This window comes from Pontibacter aquaedesilientis (genome assembly GCF_014773225.1).
Classification (GTDB): domain Bacteria; phylum Bacteroidota; class Bacteroidia; order Cytophagales; family Hymenobacteraceae; genus Pontibacter; species Pontibacter aquaedesilientis.
Window position 1 is genome coordinate 11,475 of the sequence record NZ_JACXAJ010000004.1, and the last position, 16,251, is coordinate 27,725.

Annotated in this window: 14 protein-coding genes; 7 read left to right on the plus strand and 7 right to left on the minus strand. The window is 53.0% G+C overall.

Annotation, left to right across the window (positions count from 1 at the left end; genetic code table 11):
- Positions 1-77 precede the first annotated feature (77 nt).
- From menD to H9Q13_RS10190, 5 genes are all read left to right on the plus strand, one after another.
- Positions 78-1,775, plus strand: a complete 1,698-nt coding sequence (gene menD, locus H9Q13_RS10170; protein ID WP_191183699.1) for a 2-succinyl-5-enolpyruvyl-6-hydroxy-3-cyclohexene-1-carboxylic-acid synthase — start codon at positions 78-80, stop codon at positions 1,773-1,775.
- 86 nt (positions 1,776-1,861) lie between these two features.
- Entirely contained in the window at positions 1,862-2,317 is a 456-nt protein-coding gene (locus H9Q13_RS10175) for a DoxX family protein (protein ID WP_191183700.1), read from the plus strand.
- A 358-nt stretch (positions 2,318-2,675) separates the two neighbouring features.
- A complete protein-coding gene (locus H9Q13_RS10180) occupies positions 2,676-3,788 on the plus strand; it encodes an AMP-binding protein (RefSeq protein ID WP_191183701.1) in 1,113 nt (370 codons plus the stop codon).
- 50 nt (positions 3,789-3,838) lie between these two features.
- Positions 3,839-4,711, plus strand: coding sequence for an SMP-30/gluconolactonase/LRE family protein (locus H9Q13_RS10185; protein ID WP_191183702.1), 873 nt, complete (start codon positions 3,839-3,841; stop codon positions 4,709-4,711).
- Between the two features lie 93 nt (positions 4,712-4,804).
- Positions 4,805-5,206 carry a hypothetical protein gene (locus tag H9Q13_RS10190; protein ID WP_191183703.1) on the plus strand — a complete coding sequence of 134 codons (402 nt, stop codon included), beginning with the start codon at positions 4,805-4,807 and terminating at the stop codon, positions 5,204-5,206.
- A 183-nt stretch (positions 5,207-5,389) separates the two neighbouring features.
- On the opposite strand, the gene hutG is transcribed toward H9Q13_RS10190, so the two are convergent.
- The 3 genes from hutG to hutU form a co-directional block, all read right to left on the minus strand.
- The gene (hutG, locus tag H9Q13_RS10195) at positions 5,390-6,364 is read right to left on the minus strand and encodes a formimidoylglutamase (protein ID WP_191183704.1); all 975 of its coding nucleotides are present in this window, start codon (positions 6,362-6,364) and stop codon (positions 5,390-5,392) included.
- Positions 6,365-6,462: 98 nt separating this feature from the next.
- Entirely contained in the window at positions 6,463-7,710 is a 1,248-nt protein-coding gene (hutI, locus tag H9Q13_RS10200) for an imidazolonepropionase (RefSeq protein ID WP_191183705.1), read from the minus strand.
- Positions 7,711-7,755: 45 nt separating this feature from the next.
- Positions 7,756-9,468 carry a urocanate hydratase gene (gene hutU, locus H9Q13_RS10205; RefSeq protein ID WP_191183706.1) on the minus strand — a complete coding sequence of 571 codons (1,713 nt, stop codon included), beginning with the start codon at positions 9,466-9,468 and terminating at the stop codon, positions 7,756-7,758.
- 122 nt (positions 9,469-9,590) lie between these two features.
- Here hutU and H9Q13_RS10210 point away from each other — a divergent pair, with 122 nt between their 5' ends.
- Positions 9,591-10,211 carry a class I SAM-dependent methyltransferase gene (locus H9Q13_RS10210; RefSeq protein WP_191183707.1) on the plus strand — a complete coding sequence of 207 codons (621 nt, stop codon included), beginning with the start codon at positions 9,591-9,593 and terminating at the stop codon, positions 10,209-10,211.
- 148 nt (positions 10,212-10,359) lie between these two features.
- Here the strand turns inward: H9Q13_RS10210 and H9Q13_RS10215 are convergent, their stop codons facing one another.
- The 3 genes from H9Q13_RS10215 to H9Q13_RS10225 form a co-directional block, all read right to left on the minus strand.
- Complete coding sequence (locus H9Q13_RS10215) at positions 10,360-11,406, minus strand: NAD(P)-dependent alcohol dehydrogenase (RefSeq protein WP_191183708.1); 1,047 nt, start codon at positions 11,404-11,406, stop codon at positions 10,360-10,362.
- Between the two features lie 131 nt (positions 11,407-11,537).
- Positions 11,538-12,443 (minus strand): SMP-30/gluconolactonase/LRE family protein, encoded by a 906-nt coding sequence (locus tag H9Q13_RS10220; RefSeq protein ID WP_191183709.1) that lies wholly within the window; start codon positions 12,441-12,443, stop codon positions 11,538-11,540.
- A gap of 82 nt (positions 12,444-12,525) precedes the next feature.
- Positions 12,526-13,035, minus strand: a complete 510-nt coding sequence (locus tag H9Q13_RS10225) for a c-type cytochrome (RefSeq protein WP_191183710.1) — start codon at positions 13,033-13,035, stop codon at positions 12,526-12,528.
- A 189-nt stretch (positions 13,036-13,224) separates the two neighbouring features.
- Between H9Q13_RS10225 and H9Q13_RS10230 the strand changes: the two genes are divergently transcribed.
- Positions 13,225-15,663 carry a zinc-dependent metalloprotease gene (locus H9Q13_RS10230; RefSeq protein WP_191183711.1) on the plus strand — a complete coding sequence of 813 codons (2,439 nt, stop codon included), beginning with the start codon at positions 13,225-13,227 and terminating at the stop codon, positions 15,661-15,663.
- Positions 15,664-15,760: 97 nt separating this feature from the next.
- Here the strand turns inward: H9Q13_RS10230 and H9Q13_RS10235 are convergent, their stop codons facing one another.
- Positions 15,761-16,030, minus strand: a complete 270-nt coding sequence (locus tag H9Q13_RS10235; protein WP_191183712.1) for a hypothetical protein — start codon at positions 16,028-16,030, stop codon at positions 15,761-15,763.
- Positions 16,031-16,251: the final 221 nt, after the last annotated feature.

The following is a 16,251-nucleotide window of genomic DNA, read 5'->3' on the forward strand; positions in this document are numbered from 1 at the left end:
CGCATTTAACTATTCACCAGCTCAAAATTCACTCATTCACTCATTCGCTCATTCACTAACTTACTAACTCACTAAATATGATCCTCCAGCCTGTTGTCAATATTGCCGAGATATGTGCCCGCAAGGGAGTGCAGAACGTGGTGCTTTCGCCGGGGTCACGCTGTGCGCCGCTTACCATCGCCTTTGCCCGCCACCCGAACCTGACGGTGCGCACGGTGAGCGATGAGCGTGCCGCTGCCTTCATTGCCCTGGGTATGGCACAGACAACAGGAAAGCCGATAGTGCTGGTGTGTACCTCTGGTACGGCTGCTTTGAATTACGCCCCTGCCGTGGCGGAGGCCTTTTTCTTGCAGGTGCCTTTGCTGGTGCTTACCGCTGACCGCCCACCTGAGTGGATCGACCAACTGGATGGGCAAACCATACGGCAGCAGCAGGTATACGGCCGCCACGTGAAGCAGAGTTTTGATTTTCCGGTCGACCTTAGCCATTCGGATGCGGGGTGGCATACCGAGCGGCTTGTTTCGGAGGCCCTGAACGAAACGGTTGCCTACCCAGCCGGTCCGGTACACATCAATGTGCCCTTGCGTGAACCTTTCTACCCAAACGCCGGTGAGGAGATAACATGCAGTCAGCACATGAAGGTGATCGAAGAAGAGCAGAGCCTGTTTGAGATCAACTCGATGCAGGCCCTGAAACTGGAACAGGAAATGCTGTACTACAAACGGGTGCTCATCGTGGCCGGGCAAGGTAACTTTGACGCCAGACTCCTCCAGTGCCTCCAGACGTTCATGGGCTCTACGGGTGCCGTGGTGGTAGGCGATGTGATCAGCAACACGCAACAGCTCTCGGGGGTAGTGCGCCACCAGGATGCTATCCTGGCCTGCGTGGATACCGAAAAGATGAAATCGCTGCAGCCCGACCTACTGATTACTTTCGGCAAATCGGTGATCTCCAAAAGCCTGAAGCTATACCTGCGCCAATACAAACCCAAGGCGCACTGGCACCTGCAGCCGGCCGGCCAGGTAGCCGACACCTTCCAGTCTCTGACCAAGATCATTCGCTGCACGCCCGGCAGCTTTTTCCATCGCATGGCCGGCTGCACCCGCGAGGATTCCGGCTATGTGCAGGCCTGGGCAGGTATGGAGCGCAAAGCAGGTGATTTTCTGAACCAGTTTACCGCCACAGCACCCTACAGCGAACTCACCGTGGTAGCCCGCATGCTGCAGGCCCTTCCAAACCGAAGCAACCTGCACCTGGCCAACAGCATGGCCGTGCGTTACGCCAATATACTGGGTCTGTCTGCAGAGCAAGAGGTGCGTGTATACGCCAATCGGGGAACAAGCGGGATAGACGGCAGCACCAGTACGGCCGTGGGCTGCGCCCTGAGCAGCAACCGGATCACGACGCTGCTGACCGGCGACCTGGCTTTTTTCTACGACCGCAACGGGCTTTGGCACAACTACCTGCCCGCCAATCTACGCATCATCATCATCAACAACCACGCGGGTGGCATTTTCCGTCTGATCGATGGCCCGCGCCGACAGCCGGAGCTGGAGGAGTTCTTTGAGACCCGCCAGGAACTGGACGCAAGCAACACGGCCAGCGATTTTGGGCTCCGCTATACCTCCTGTCATTCGCTGCAAGAGCTGGATCAGGCACTGCCGGATTTCTTCGCATCAGACGCCGGCGCAGGTATACTGGAGATCTTCACCGACAGCAAAAGCAACGCGACGGAGTTTGCCGCCTATAAGCAGGCCCTGCTGCAAGCCCTCTAAGATATACCGGCTGCCTTCATCCGTTCTGTAGAATTAAACGTTTAAATAATTGTACACCAATTTGTTGAACCTTAAATTTTACAGCCATGAATTTATCGCAAGACATGAACCGGATCGAACATTGGGCTGATACACATCACCCGGTTTGGGTAGATTTCGTGCGGATGGCGCTGGGTATATTCATCTTCATGAAAGGCATTATGTTCATACAGGATACGGAGGCATTGCAAAACATCATGCGAAACAGCCAGTTCCAGTGGGTGTCGTTCGGCTTGGCCCATTATGTGGCTTTTGCGCACCTGGTAGGTGGTTTGTTCATCGCCATGGGCCTAGTTACACGCATTGCCATCCTTTTCCAGATACCTATTCTGCTGGGTGCCGTGTTCTTTATCAATCCACAGCGAGGCTTTTACTCTGAGAACGCTGAATTATGGTCCTCCATTATCGTGCTCATCCTATTGATCTTCTTCCTGGTATGGGGCTCGGGCAGGTTGTCAGTCGACCACCTCATCCGCAAACCCAAAAGAGACTGGCTCTACTGAGCACTCGGCAGATCGTTCCCTTCACACAGCAGTAGCTTCACTGACAGGTATACCATGTGCTCTTTCAGGCTATCATGAACAATTTAAGCCCTTAAAAAGGCACGCCAGATTTTTCTGATGCGTGAGAAGTCGTAATTTTGCCGGCCTGCTATACCTTCATCCTTGCTACATACGCGGCTAAAGGTATGGCCCTTGATACCGCAATACTCGATCAGAGCAGAGGTAAGGTTTACTTCTGCTCTGTTTGTTTTAAATTATTTCCGTGCCTGGTCCTGTCTTGGTACGTATGCACTAAAACGATTGAAAAATTTCCGCAGAAAGCAGCCCGGTGCCGTATTCTGCTTAATCATAACATTACATGACTGAAAGGTTCCTTCTCCTCAATGGCAAGAAGTTCTATTACGACGAAATAGCAGCCTATTCTTTCCGCAACAGCATACCCCTGAACGGCTACGAGGCCAAAATCCTGGAGTTCTGCAAGGACTGGCTCAATGGCGTGCAGGAATTCCCGATCCAGACGTCCGGCTCGACTGGCACGCCCAAGCTGATCACCCTGACCCGCCGGCAACTGGAGATCAGCGCCCGCCGCACCATCCGGATACTGGGGCTTTCTGCTGACGACCATATGCTGGTATGCCTGAACACGGAGTATATTGCAGGGATGATGATGCTGGTGCGCGGGCTTCTGGCCAATATGCAGATGACTATTGTGGATCCTGTTGGCAATCCGCTGGCCCTGGTGCCGGAAGGGGAAAAAATTGACTTTGCTTCTTTTGTACCGATGCAGCTGCAAACCATTCTGCAGGATTTGCCTGAAGCCATGCAGCAGCTGAACCAAATGAAAGCCATATTGGTGGGAGGTGCCCCGGTGAGTTTTACACTGCAGCGTAGCCTGCAGCAATTGCAGGTACCCGTCTACCATACCTACGGCATGACCGAAACCGCATCGCATATTGCCTTGCGCATGCTCAATGGCCCCCATGCGGCGGAATATTACGAGACAATGGATGGCGTGAAAATTGGGCAGGACAGCCGGGGATGCCTCACCATTAAGGCCGACATCACCGAAAACAAAACGCTCATCACCAACGACATCGTGGAGATACTCACTCCTACCCGATTCCGTTGGATAGGCCGTGCCGATAACACCATCAACACAGGTGGCGTGAAAGTACAGACTGAAGTGGTGGAGGTTGCCGTGTCTGAAGCACTGGCCGCATTGGATGAAACGCCTCGCTTTTTTGTGGCCTCCCAGCCTGATGAACTGCTGGGTGAAAAGGTGATCCTGGTGCTAGAAGGCAAAAAGCTAACCGAAGAAACCGAACTGCAGATTCAGGAAAAACTGAAAGGGCTGCTGCGCAAATTCGAGATGCCCAAAGACATTTACTACAGCTCTGCGTTTTCGGAGACGGCCACCGGAAAAGTGTCCCGGCTGCGCACCATGCAGAAGCTAGGCCTCGAAACAGACTAAAACAGGTATAGCATTATCGCGTAGTAGGGTATAAATCAAAAAACCTGACTATGCGAACTATCTCCTATTACGTTGCTGCCCTCCTCTCCGTCCTACTGCTGCCCGGCTGCAGCGGCGGGCTGTTCACGGCCAGCGCACCTGTCACCCTGCAAGAAGCCTGGTCCAGCGACAATACCCTGCGCACACCCGAATCGGTGGTGCTAGACCGCGAACGCAACGTGCTCTACGTCTCCAACATCAACCAGAGTGGAAAAGACCGCAAAGACGGCGATGGCTTTATATCCCGCCTCTCGTCCAATGGTGATATCGAGCAGCTGTACTGGGTTTCGGGCTTAAACGACCCCAAAGGGATGGCGCTTCATAACAATGTGCTCTACGTGGCCGATCTCGACGAAATTGTGGCCATCGCTACCCAAACAGGTTCTATTCTCTCCCGCCATAAGGTAGACAAGGCCCAGTCCCTCAACGACGTGACCGTGGACAATGCCGGGAACGTGTATATTTCAGACATCGGGAAAGGCGCTATTTACCAGTTCCGGAACGGACGGGTTACAAACTGGCTGGACGATACTAAACGCGAAAAACCAAACGGCTTGCTTTATGACAACAACCGCCTGGTCGTGGCATTTATGAACAGCGGCAACGTGCGCTTGCTGGATACCGACCGCAAAGATTTTTCGGATTGGGCAGACAAAATCCCGTCGGCGGACGGTATAGCGCATGCGGGAGCGGCAGGTTATTTCGTTTCGAACTGGAATGGTGAAATATACTACGTCAACCAGGCTGGCAAAAAATGGAAAGTACTCGATACCAAAGACAGGAAGATTAACGCAGCGGACATTTATTACTCCGAGGAAAAGCAACTGCTGTATGTGCCCACTTTCTATGACAACCGTGTGGTAGCCTACAGGGTGACCTTCTAGCTATGAAATATTTGAGCAAAACACGTCTCCCTGAAAATCTGGCCCGGAATCTGCATACCAGCAAGGTATAAGACCATTTACCGGGAGAGACATATGAAAATGAAACAAACCTTTGCGCTGGCTGCCTTCCTTGCTGGAGCTGCTTTCAGCGCCGCGGCCCAGGACAACTCGACACAGTTACCACCTGCGGAGCAAACCCACATCCTTATCGCGAAGCACGATACCCTGGCCCGCCTGGAAACTCTGTCGGGTATATTTCTGAACCCTACCAAGAAAGGTACTTTTGTGCTGGACTTTGAGCAGGAACTGAAAGAAGATGCACTGTTGGAGGTGAAAAACACGGCTGGCAAAACGGTGTATAAAAAGCCGGTCAGCATCGCCAAAAACACGACTGCCTGGCGCTTCGACCTGGGCAAGCTAAGACCAGACACCTATCTGATCGAGGTTAAAACTCCGGACACTAGTTACTGGACAAAGTTTAAGGTAGGAAAGTGACGGAAGTTAGAAAGTTTGGAAGTTAGAAAGTTAGTAAGTTGAGAATTTGTTGCTTAGAGGTTTTAGTGCTTTGCGGTATAGAGAATTTACCTAAACCGCGAAGCACTAAACTTTTCTAAACTAATTAAAGCCCTTCTAAACTTCCAAACTTTCTAACTTCTCAACTTCTAAACTTCCAAACTCTCACACCTGGCTCCACTGCTGCACGACATGGTATAGCAGCGCGGCTCCGAGTTTTGCCGTGCGGTTGTCTACATCAAGCTTCGGGTTGAGCTCCACCACATCGAGCGTCAGGAGTTTGCCACTACTGATGATTTCCTGCAACAGAATAAGCGCAACCTCCGGGTGTATACCTAAGGCAGCCGGGGCGCTCACACCCGGTGCATAAGCTGCAGCGAACACATCCAGATCGATACTCACATACAACACATCCACCAACGCTATGAATTGCTGCAGCCGCTCCCGCAAGGCTTCATAATTGTAAACCTGCATGGCCGGTGCAAACACATAATCAGCGCCATATTCTTTGGCCGTATTGAACAGTTTTTGTGTGTTGCCATACTGCTGTATACCTAGACACAGGTAGTTGAACTCCCGGTTATGGCCTATTAGGTCATCGGCAATTTGCAGGAAAGGCGTGCCAGATGAAGGCTGTTTCTCGTAACTGCGCAGATCAAAATGCGCGTCGAAATTGATGATACCAAGCTGTTTGTCGGCAGGAAGTGCCTGCTTTATACCTAAAAAATGTCCGTAAGCCGTTTCGTGGCCACCGCCCAACACGATCGTTTTGTAGGTATTCGTCAGTAGCGCATGTACCTTCTTGCCTAACTGCTTTTGGGCCTCTTCCAAATTCTGGTTGGTGCAATACACATCCCCGGCATCGAACAAGGCTGCGTCATCGTCCAGGTGCCAGGCAAAAGAAGCCATGGCCTGACGTAAGGTGGCAGGCCCTTGCACCGCCCCTTCCCTGCCCTGGTTGCGCCGCACACCTTCATCGCAGCAGAAACCCAGCAGCGCAATGGCCTGCTCTGCCACTGCTGGTTCCGTTTCTTCGGTCAGGTTGAGCAATTGGATACCCTGATGCCAGCGTTTTCCCTCTTCGCCATCCAGTGCGTCTACTCTTCCTTTCCAGGTGCCGGGTTCGGTGGGTTTGTACATAATTTCGTTATTCGTTGATCGTTGTTCGTTTATTGGCACATTGCATCCCGACAATCACTCCAATTGAATCTTAACTGTTAACTGCTAACTGTTAACTGTCAAACCTCTTTTCCCTGCTTCCATACCTTAGTTGGCTTTAGTTTGCCTTGCTGGTAAAGGATTTCCTTGTAGTTGGCTGTCGGGAATGCGATCAGGTCGGCCAGTTGGCCCTTTTGTACCGAGCCACGATCCGTTAGGTGAAGGGCTTTGGCGGCACGGGCAGTAATCGCGGCCAAGGTTTCGGCAGTGGTCAGCTTCTCGGCGGCACCCAGCAGGGCGGCCTGCAGCAGTAAGTCACCCATGGGTGCGGAACCCGGGTTCCAGTCGGTGGCAATGGCCAGGCAAAGACCGCCATCCAGCATTTTGCGGGCCGGGGCATAGTGCATCCCCAGGCCCAGCGAAGCGCCGGGCAGCACCGTTGCCACAACTCCCGATGCCTTGAGTAAGGCGATCTCCTCGTCGCCACTGGCCTCGAGGTGGTCGGCGCTCACAGCTCCGGCTTCCGCAGCAATGCGGCTACCGCCTGTGCTGAACTGGTCGGCATGCACCGTAATTTCAAAGCCCATTTCTTTGGCGGCCAGCAAATATTCCAGCGACTCCTCCTCATTAAAGGCCGTATCTTCAATAAAAATATCAACCCGGCTAGCCAGGCCCTGTTCTTTGATCTGTGGCAGCAATACACTCACCACCTCCTCAAGATACGCTCTGGAGTCGGTATGCTCCGGTGGGCGCATGTGTGCCGCCAGACATGTAGGTATAAGGTCGATGGCATGGTGTTTATTCACCAACTGGATTGCCTCCAGCATTTTCAATTCATCATCCGTTGTCAGGCCATAGCCGCTTTTCACTTCGCAGGTGGTTACCCCTTCGGAGAGATGCCTGTCGCAGCGTTTTTTTAGCAGATCAACCAACTCTACCACAGTAGCTTCACGGGTTTTGCGCACGCTGTCAAGTATACCGCCGCCGTTTCGGGCAATTTCCAGATATGATTTTCCGGCAACACGCATGGCGTAGTCGTTGGCACGTGAACCGGCGAAACAGATGTGGGTATGCGAATCGATCAAACCTGGCATGAGCACCATCGGCTCCTCGATCTTCTGCAAGCTGTACTGCTTCTCTTCAGCGATTTTCAGCAGTTTATCATAACTCTCCACCAGCACAATACGGCCTTCATGTACCAACACGCCGGCATTTTCCAGCACCTCAAGTGCCTCATCAGCAATTGGCCCGGCCTCCGGCAATTCGGCCATCGTCACGATCTGGCTGAAAGGACCGATCAAGGTATGGTTTGATGTGGCTGGTTTCATAGTTTTTGTTTGGGGAAATAGCACATTCTTAAATACGGGTATCGGTTACAAATTCAAGCCAAACTTCTCGGCGTTCTCCTGCGCGGTTTCATAGCCAGCGTCCGCATGACGGAAAATACCCATAGCCGGGTCGTTGTGCAACACACGGCTCAAGCAACGGTCGGCACGCTCGGTACCGTCAGCCAGGATCACCATGCCTGCATGCTGGGAGTAACCTATACCTACACCACCACCATGATGGAACGACACCCAGGTGGCACCACCCGCCGTGTTCGACATCAGGTTAAGCAATGGCCAGTCAGACACAGCATCAGATCCATCGAGCATACCTTCGGTTTCGCGGTAAGGGGAAGCCACAGAGCCACAGTCCAGGTGATCACGGCCAATCACGATCGGCGCTTTCACTTTACCGTCGCGCACCAGTTGGTTGAACATTAATCCTGCTTTCTCGCGCTCGCCCATACCCAGCCAGCAAATGCGGCAAGGCAGCCCCTGGAAAGCCACTTTCTCTTTGGCCTCATCCAGCCACTTGATCATGTGCGTATTTTCCGGGAACAGTGCTTTCAAGGCCTCGTCCGTCACGCGAATATCTTCCGGATCGCCTGAAAGGGCTGCCCAGCGGAACGGTCCTTTGCCTTCGCAGAAAAGGGGGCGCATGTATTCCGGTACGAAGCCCGGTATGTTGAAGGCGTTTTTTTCACCGCCCTGCTGGGCGAACTCACGCAGGTTGTTGCCATAGTCGAAGGTGCGGCTGCCGCGCTTCTGGAGCTCCAGCATAAAGCCCACATGACGGGCCATACTCTTGAGTGAACGGGCCTTGTATGCCTGCGGATCGCTTTCGCGCAGCGCCCTGGCTTCTTCCAGCGTCAGACCGTTCGGCACGTAACCGTTGATAGGGTCATGCGCCGAGGTTTGATCGGTAAGTATCTCTGGTGTAATGTTATCCTGGATCAGTTTTTCCAGCACATCACCAATGTCACCTACCAGTCCGATAGAAATGGCCTCTCCTTTCTCCTTCGCTTCCAAAGCCCAACGCTTGGCCTCTTCGTAGTCGTAGGTCATCTTATCAATGTAGCGGGTTTCGAGGCGCTTCTTGATGCGCTCCGGATCCACGTCCACACCCAGGAAGGTGGCACCCGCAATGGTAGCTGCCAATGGCTGCGCACCGCCCATGCCACCCAGACCGCCGGTAACGAGCAGCTTGTGGCGCAGGTCATCGTTGAAGTGGATTCTGCCACAGGCAGCAAAAGTCTCATACGTTCCCTGGAGTATACCTTGCGTCCCGATGTAGATCCAGCTACCGGCCGTCATCTGCCCATACATCATCAGGCCGCGTTCACGCAACTCGTTGAAGTGCTCCCAAGTAGCCCAATGCGGCACCAGGTTGGAGTTGGCGATAAGCACACGCGGCGCTTCGGCATGGCTGCGCACCTTGCCCACCGGCTTGCCCGATTGCACCAGCAGACTCTCGTCTTCCTCCAGGTTCAGCAAAACCTCAATGATCTTCTGGGCATCCGCCACAGTGCGGGCCGCCTGGCCTATACCCCCGTATACCACCAATCGGCTTGGGTCCTCAGCTACTTCGTCGGTCAGGTTGTTGAGGAACATGCGCAGGGCCGCCTCCGACTGCCAGTTTTTGGCATTCAGTTCCGGACCTGTTGGCGGAATATAAGTGGGGTGGTTGGCGTATTTCTGGATGAACTCACTCACTGTCAGGTTGGAGCGAAGTACGGTGGTTGTTTCGGTGGTGCTATTCATAGTTGATCTTGTCGTGTAATCCTGTTCAATATTCTTAAAAAAAGAGCAAAAAGGATAATAAAATCATCCTTAATTTCGGCTGACCGTTTCCCCTGCATCTTTAACCATAAACTGTATTCCACATGTTCCATCTGCCCATAACTTCCCTCCAAGCACATTTCGGAGACATCGACATCTACCTTTTTGACCAGTTGCTGAAAGGCCGTATACAGAAGGGAATGAAGCTACTGGATGCCGGTTGCAGTACGGGAAGAAACCTGCCTTACCTGTTGAAAGCGGGCGTGAAGGTACACGGAGTGGATCTATCGGTGGATGCAGTACGGCAAGTACGTGAACTGGCCTCCGAACTGGCTCCTACCTTGCCTGCCGACAATTTTGTAACAGCTGATCTGGAGCAGCTGCCATTTGAAAGTGATAAGTTTGAGGTGATCCTGTGCAGCGCCGTGCTGCACTTTGCCCGCAGTGAGGCGCATTTCCAGGGTATGGTGCAGGAACTCTGGCGGGTACTCCAGCCAGGCGGTATGCTATTTTGCCGTTTCGGTACAACCATTGGCTTAGCGGGAAAGCTGGAACAATTGGAAGGCCGTTTCCACCGCATGCCGCATGGACCGGTGTGGTTTCTGGCTGATGAAGCCTTGCTCTCGGAATTGGAAAAACAACTGACCGCCACACGACTTGAACCATTGAAAACGGTGCTCGTGGAACAGGAACGCAGTATGACGACTTGGGTGCTAAGAAAGTAGCATCCGAACATACTTGGCTGAAGACATAGACCAGGCTTGTGTAAGCTCGATTTAGGTATAGCCCAAACTCCATCATTTATCAGCGACTATAAACAGGAAGGGCTCCCACTTCTGTAGCGGGAGCCCTTCCTGTTTATTAAACTAAAGCTTACTTCAGGCTTTCCATATCAATCACAAAGCGGTACTTCACATCGCTGCGTAGCATACGCTCATAGGCATTGTTGATCTCCTCCATCGGGATCATTTCAATGTCGGCCATAATGTTGTGCTCAGCGCAGAAGTCCAGCATTTCCTGGGTTTCAGGTATACCGCCGATCATGGAACCAGCCAAACGCTTACGACGGGCGATCAAGCTAAACCCGGCTACCGTAGAGGGCTCTGGTGGCGCACCCAACAGGATCATGGTCCCGTCCCGCTTCAACATGGACAGGTATAGGTTGTAGTCGTGCGGGGCAGAAACCGTGTCGATAATGAAATCGAAGGAGTTGCGCAGCTGCTTGAGTGTCTCTTCGTCCTTGGTGACAGCAAAATTATGTGCGCCCAGATCATGGGCATCCTGCTTCTTGTTTGGTGAAGTACTGAGCACCGTCACATCTGCCCCCTTGGCCGCTGCGATTTTCACAGCCATGTGCCCCAGTCCGCCGAGGCCAACGATACCGACACGGTGACCTTTGCCGATTTTCCACTGCATGATGGGCGAATAGGTTGTAATGCCGGCACAGAGCAGCGGCGCAACACGAGCCAAATCCAGGTTCTCCGGCACTTTCAAGGTATAGTTCTCATCCACCACAATCTGGGTAGAGTAACCGCCGTAGGTAATGGTTTTGTTGTCGCGCTCGTAGCTGTTGTAGGTGCCAACGTTTTGCACTTCGCAATACTGCTCCAGGCCTTCCTGGCAACTGTGGCACTCCCGGCAGGAATCCACGAAGCAGCCGACACCGGCCAGGTCGCCTTCCTTGAACTTGCTTACTTTACTGCCTACTTTGCTCACCACCCCCACAATCTCGTGGCCGGGCACAAGCGGGTACATGGCGCCACCCCATTCATTGCGCACCTGGTGCAGGTCTGAGTGGCAAACGCCACAGAATTTTATATCAATCAGCACGTCATGCTCCCCTACCTCGCGGCGCTCCAGGTTATGGGGCCCGAGTGGACTGGTAGGGTCAAATGCGGCATATGCTTTTGCTGGAATCATAGTTTTTTAAAGAATTTAAAATGTAACATGTAAGAAATCAGAACAGCCCACAGCAGGGAATGTTATCATCCTACGAAATTGATTTATTTATACCTGACCAATATCAGGAAAATTCGCCTGAGAAGCAGGGTTTACGCGATTTCACTTCTGAACAATTCGGCAGGCACGCCTTGCACCCCGGGCTTCACGGCAAATATACCACCGCTTTGAGGATATTTTTTCAACTGCTCCGAATCGAGGCCGTCGCGTGCCGACGTGATGAAGAGTGTGGCCAGATCCTCGCCGCCGAAAGCACAGGAAGTGGTATGCGGGGCCGGAACGGTTATTTTCTGTATCAAAGCACCCGTCTCCGTGTTCCAGCAGCCTACTGCACCACCGCCATACAAGGCAATCCAGAGATTTCCCGCTGAGTCAATGGTCATCCCATCCGGTTTTCCCTCCGACTCCGGTATACGGATCGCGTCCCCCTGATAGCTGATCGCCCCTGTCTCATTGTCATAGGCAAATCGCTGCACTTTGCAGGTGGGCGTATCAATGAAGTACATCGTTTTCTTGTCTGCGGTCCAGACCAGGCCGTTGGAGACGGAGAGCTTATCCAGCATTTGGTGGATGCTGCCGTCCCGGTCCATGCGGTATAGCACGGCGGCTCCTTCCCTGGAGTCGAGGGCCATCGTACCCACCCAGAATCTGCCTGCGGGGTCGCATTTGCCGTCGTTGAAACGAATATCCTTTGCCTGAAGGGGATTGGTAATACAGCGAAGCTCACCGGTTTCTGTATTGATGCGGTGTATGCCGTTTTGCAGGGCAACGAGCGCTCCACCGCCCACAACAGGCACGACGGTACCGATACGCGCGCCAACCGGCCATACTTCATCCTGCATAGTTACAGGATCGAACACGTGGAGTTCCTTGCATTCGATATCTACCCAATACAGCAACTCTTCGACCGGATGCCAGATAGCCCCCTCTCCCAACGTAGCCCTGGCGTCGAGTACCAGACTGGCATCCATTTCGGTGTTCTGCTTCGGTTTGCTCATAGCGGAATTGTGGGTACTTGTCAGGTATAAAAATGACTGTCCCTATACCTTGGCTAAGGTATAGGGACAGTTTGGGAAACAATTATTTGCGAAGCGCCAATATATAGCGTGCCATTTCCTTCGCGTCGGTTTCGCTCACATTCGGGTGCGGCGGCATCGGGATCTCTCCCCAAACACCGGCCCCTCCTTTGATGATTTTCCCGGCGAGGTAGCTCACGTTTTTGTCGTTGGCCTCATACTTCTGAGCTACTTCTTCGTAAGACGGCCCGACCACTTTCTGGTCAATTTTGTGGCAGGCCAGGCAGTCAGACCCCGCAATAAGTTTCTGCCCTTTCTCAAACTTCAGCGCCTCCGCCTTTGCTACAGCGCCTTTCTTTCCGACTGTATCCTCCTTGCCCAAACCAGCCATCGTGCCTTCCTCATCCACCACCTTCGCATTGTCTTTTTCGATTGTGGTAGGCATCCTAGCAGCAGTTGAAATGGTATCAGGCTGATACTCGGGATCGTAATAGCGTTCATAATCCGATTTTTGCTCTCCTCCACAACTGGTGAGCAGGGCAATCGCTGAGGCCGCAAAGAATATCTTTTTCATAGGTTTCGAATCTGTTCGTTTCTAATCGTGTAAGCAAGGCACTTAGAGTATGTACTGACCACACCGGCTAAGGTTTCCATAATTGGCTTCCAGGTTGGTTTTGAAGCATGTCGCAATATTTCCGGAATCCTATGCTTCAAATGCTTAACTTAAGCACGCATTCAAAAACAACAACCTATACCTAAAACCATGAGATCACCCGCTTCCAAATGGCTTTGGCTGCTCATCCTGCTTCCTTTCCTGACCAGCACTTTAACCCTTGCCCAATCCCTTCCATCCATCGCTTCCAAAACAGCGGGCATGAAGAAATATCCTGGCTTTTATACCTTCTACTGGGATGAAAACAATGGCAAAATCTGGCTGGAGATCAACCGGTATGAACAGGATTTTCTGTATGTGAATTCATTGCCAAGCGGGCTCGGCTCCAACGACATCGGCCTGGACCGTGGCCAGTTGGGCGGACAGCGCATCGTATCCTTCAGGAAAGTAGGTCCTAAAGTACTGCTAGTGCAGCCGAACCTGCGCTACCGCGCCATCACCGACAACAAGAACGAAGCCCGTGCCGTGGAAGAGTCTTTTGCGCAGTCCGTGCTCTGGGGTTTTAAGGCGGAGGCCGCCGACGGGAAAACCGTGCTGGTAGACGCCACGGACTTTCTGCTGCGCGATGCACACGATGTGGTAGGCAGTATCAAACGCACCAAACAGGGCAGCTACAAACTGGACGCCAGCCGTTCGGTGCCTTACCTGCCCCGGACCAAAAACTTTCCCAAAAATACTGAGTTTGAAGCAACCCTTACCTTTACCGGAGGGGACGATGCGGGTGGTTTCGTGCGAGAAGTGGCACCCGATGAGCAAGCCCTCACGCTGCGTCAGCATCACTCTTTTATCGAGCTGCCGGACAAAGGCTATACCCCGCGCGAGGCCGACCCAAGAGCCGGTTATTTCGGCATCTCTTACTTCGACTATGCCACCCCGGTTGGCGAAGATATAGAGAAGCGCTACATCGCCCGCCATCGCCTGCAAAAGAAAAACCCAACGACGAAAGTGTCGGAGACTGTGAAGCCTATTGTGTACTACGTGGATAATGGCGCACCAGAGCCAATCCGCTCTGCCCTATTGGATGGTGCCCGCTGGTGGAACCAGGCTTTTGAGGCAGCCGGATACAAAGACGCTTTCCGGGTGGAAGTGCTGCCCGACACAGTAGACCCGATGGACGTGCGCTATAACATGATTCAGTGGGTACACCGCAGCACACGCGGCTGGTCCTACGGTGCTTCCGTTGTCGATCCACGCACAGGCGAAATCATCAAAGGGCATGTATCGCTGGGCTCCCTGCGTGTACGCCAGGATTATATGATTGCGGAAGGTCTACTGGCTCCTTATGAGGAGGGCAAGCCCGTGAACAAAGCGATGATGGACATGGCTCTGGCACGTATTCGGCAACTGTCGGCGCACGAGTTGGGCCATACGCTGGGCATTATGCATAACTACGATGCCAACAACAACGCCTCTGTGATGGATTACCCGCACCCGCAGGTGAAACTGGACCGTGCCGGCAAAATCGACCTGAGTAAGGCCTATGGCACCAGCATTGGCGAGTGGGACAAACTGGCTGTGACCTACGGTTACCAGGACTTCCCGAAAGGCACTAACGAGAAAAAGGCTTTGGACGAACTGCTGGCGCAAGGCAGAGCCCAGGGACTCACGTTTATCTCGGACCGCGACGCCCGCGCACCGGGTGGTGCCCACCCTTCCGCGCACCTATGGGACAATGGCAAAAACGCCACCGAGGAGTTGCTGCATGTGCTGGAAGTTCGCCAAAAAGCCCTGCAGCATTTCTCTGAAAAGAATATAAAACCAGGTGCTCCCATGAGTACACTCGAAGATGTGCTGGTTCCGATTTACAATTTCCACCGTTACCAGACGGAAGCCACGGCCAAGTTGGTGGGCGGCGTGAACTATACCTATGCGGTACGAGGCGACAAACAGTTGGTAACGGAAGTGCTGGACAAGCGGGAACAGCAAAAGGCGCTGGACGCCATGTTGAAGACCATTTCACCGGAAGTATTGACGTTACCGGAAAACATCATCGCCCAGATACCGCCACGAGCCCCCGGCCTGCGCAACAGCCGCGAGCTTTTCGTAAAACGCACCGGTCTTACATTCGATCCGTTGGCGGCTGCACAAGCCTCCGCCGATTTCTCCCTTTCGTTTCTGCTGCACCCAGAGCGTGCTTCCAGGCTGGTAGAACTGGGTGCCCGTCATAATACCCTTAGTCTGCAGGATGTGACGAAACAACTGCTGGAGAGTACCTGGAAGAGTCGCCGACAGGATGGACTGGCTGCCCTGGTACAGTTCCAAACAGAGCAGGTCGTGTTGACGCACTTGATGGCCTTGTCTCAGAATGAAAATGCCTCTTATCAGGCCCGTGCCGTTGCCAGCGCTGCTTTGGCTGACATCAAGCAACACGCCACCAGCCAGGCCAAGCGCACCCGCGATGAGGGGTACAAGGCACACCTGGAATTTGCCCTGGCCAGAATGGAAAAACCGGAAGAGATAAAACCAACCAAGGCACTGGACCTGCCACCTGGCGCCCCGATTGGTGCTGGTGTTTTTGGATGTGAGTAAACGCTTCCAAAACGTTTCAAAGCAAAACAGCCCCTGTCAGTATTTTTCTGGCAGGGGCTGTTCTGTTTCAATGCTGATTTACAAGATAAAACGAGCTTCAAAAAGGTCCTTCCGGTTCCAGCATCTGTGACATATCTATATCTGCTGTGTAAGGCTCCAACACAGCAAAAGCCTTCACGTACGCCTGAAATGTGCTGATCACTTCCATGCTGTTACCGGCCCAAAGCTCCACAAACCTGCCGTGTAAGGTATACAGGGTAACGGTCAGGCCATTGTACTGGCGCTGTGCGATTCTGATGCCTTCCGTAGCCAAGGTCTCTGCCTGGCTACGCTCCGGAAGCTTCTCAAACAAAGAGAATTCGAGCATGGCTGCTTAGTTTAGGGTTAGAAATAAAAGGGTTCAGATCCAGAATAAGTTTCATGCCTGAGGCAGTACGAAGATATACAGCAACTTAGTCGGGCAGCTAGCGGTAAGGCAGCTTAGTGCTCCGGCTGCCTCATGATGTTGAATCCATCTGTTTCGGTATAATTGAATGACACATTGCCGGACTCTTATCTCCAAAACTGAAGTTCACCCGGATTAGCAAG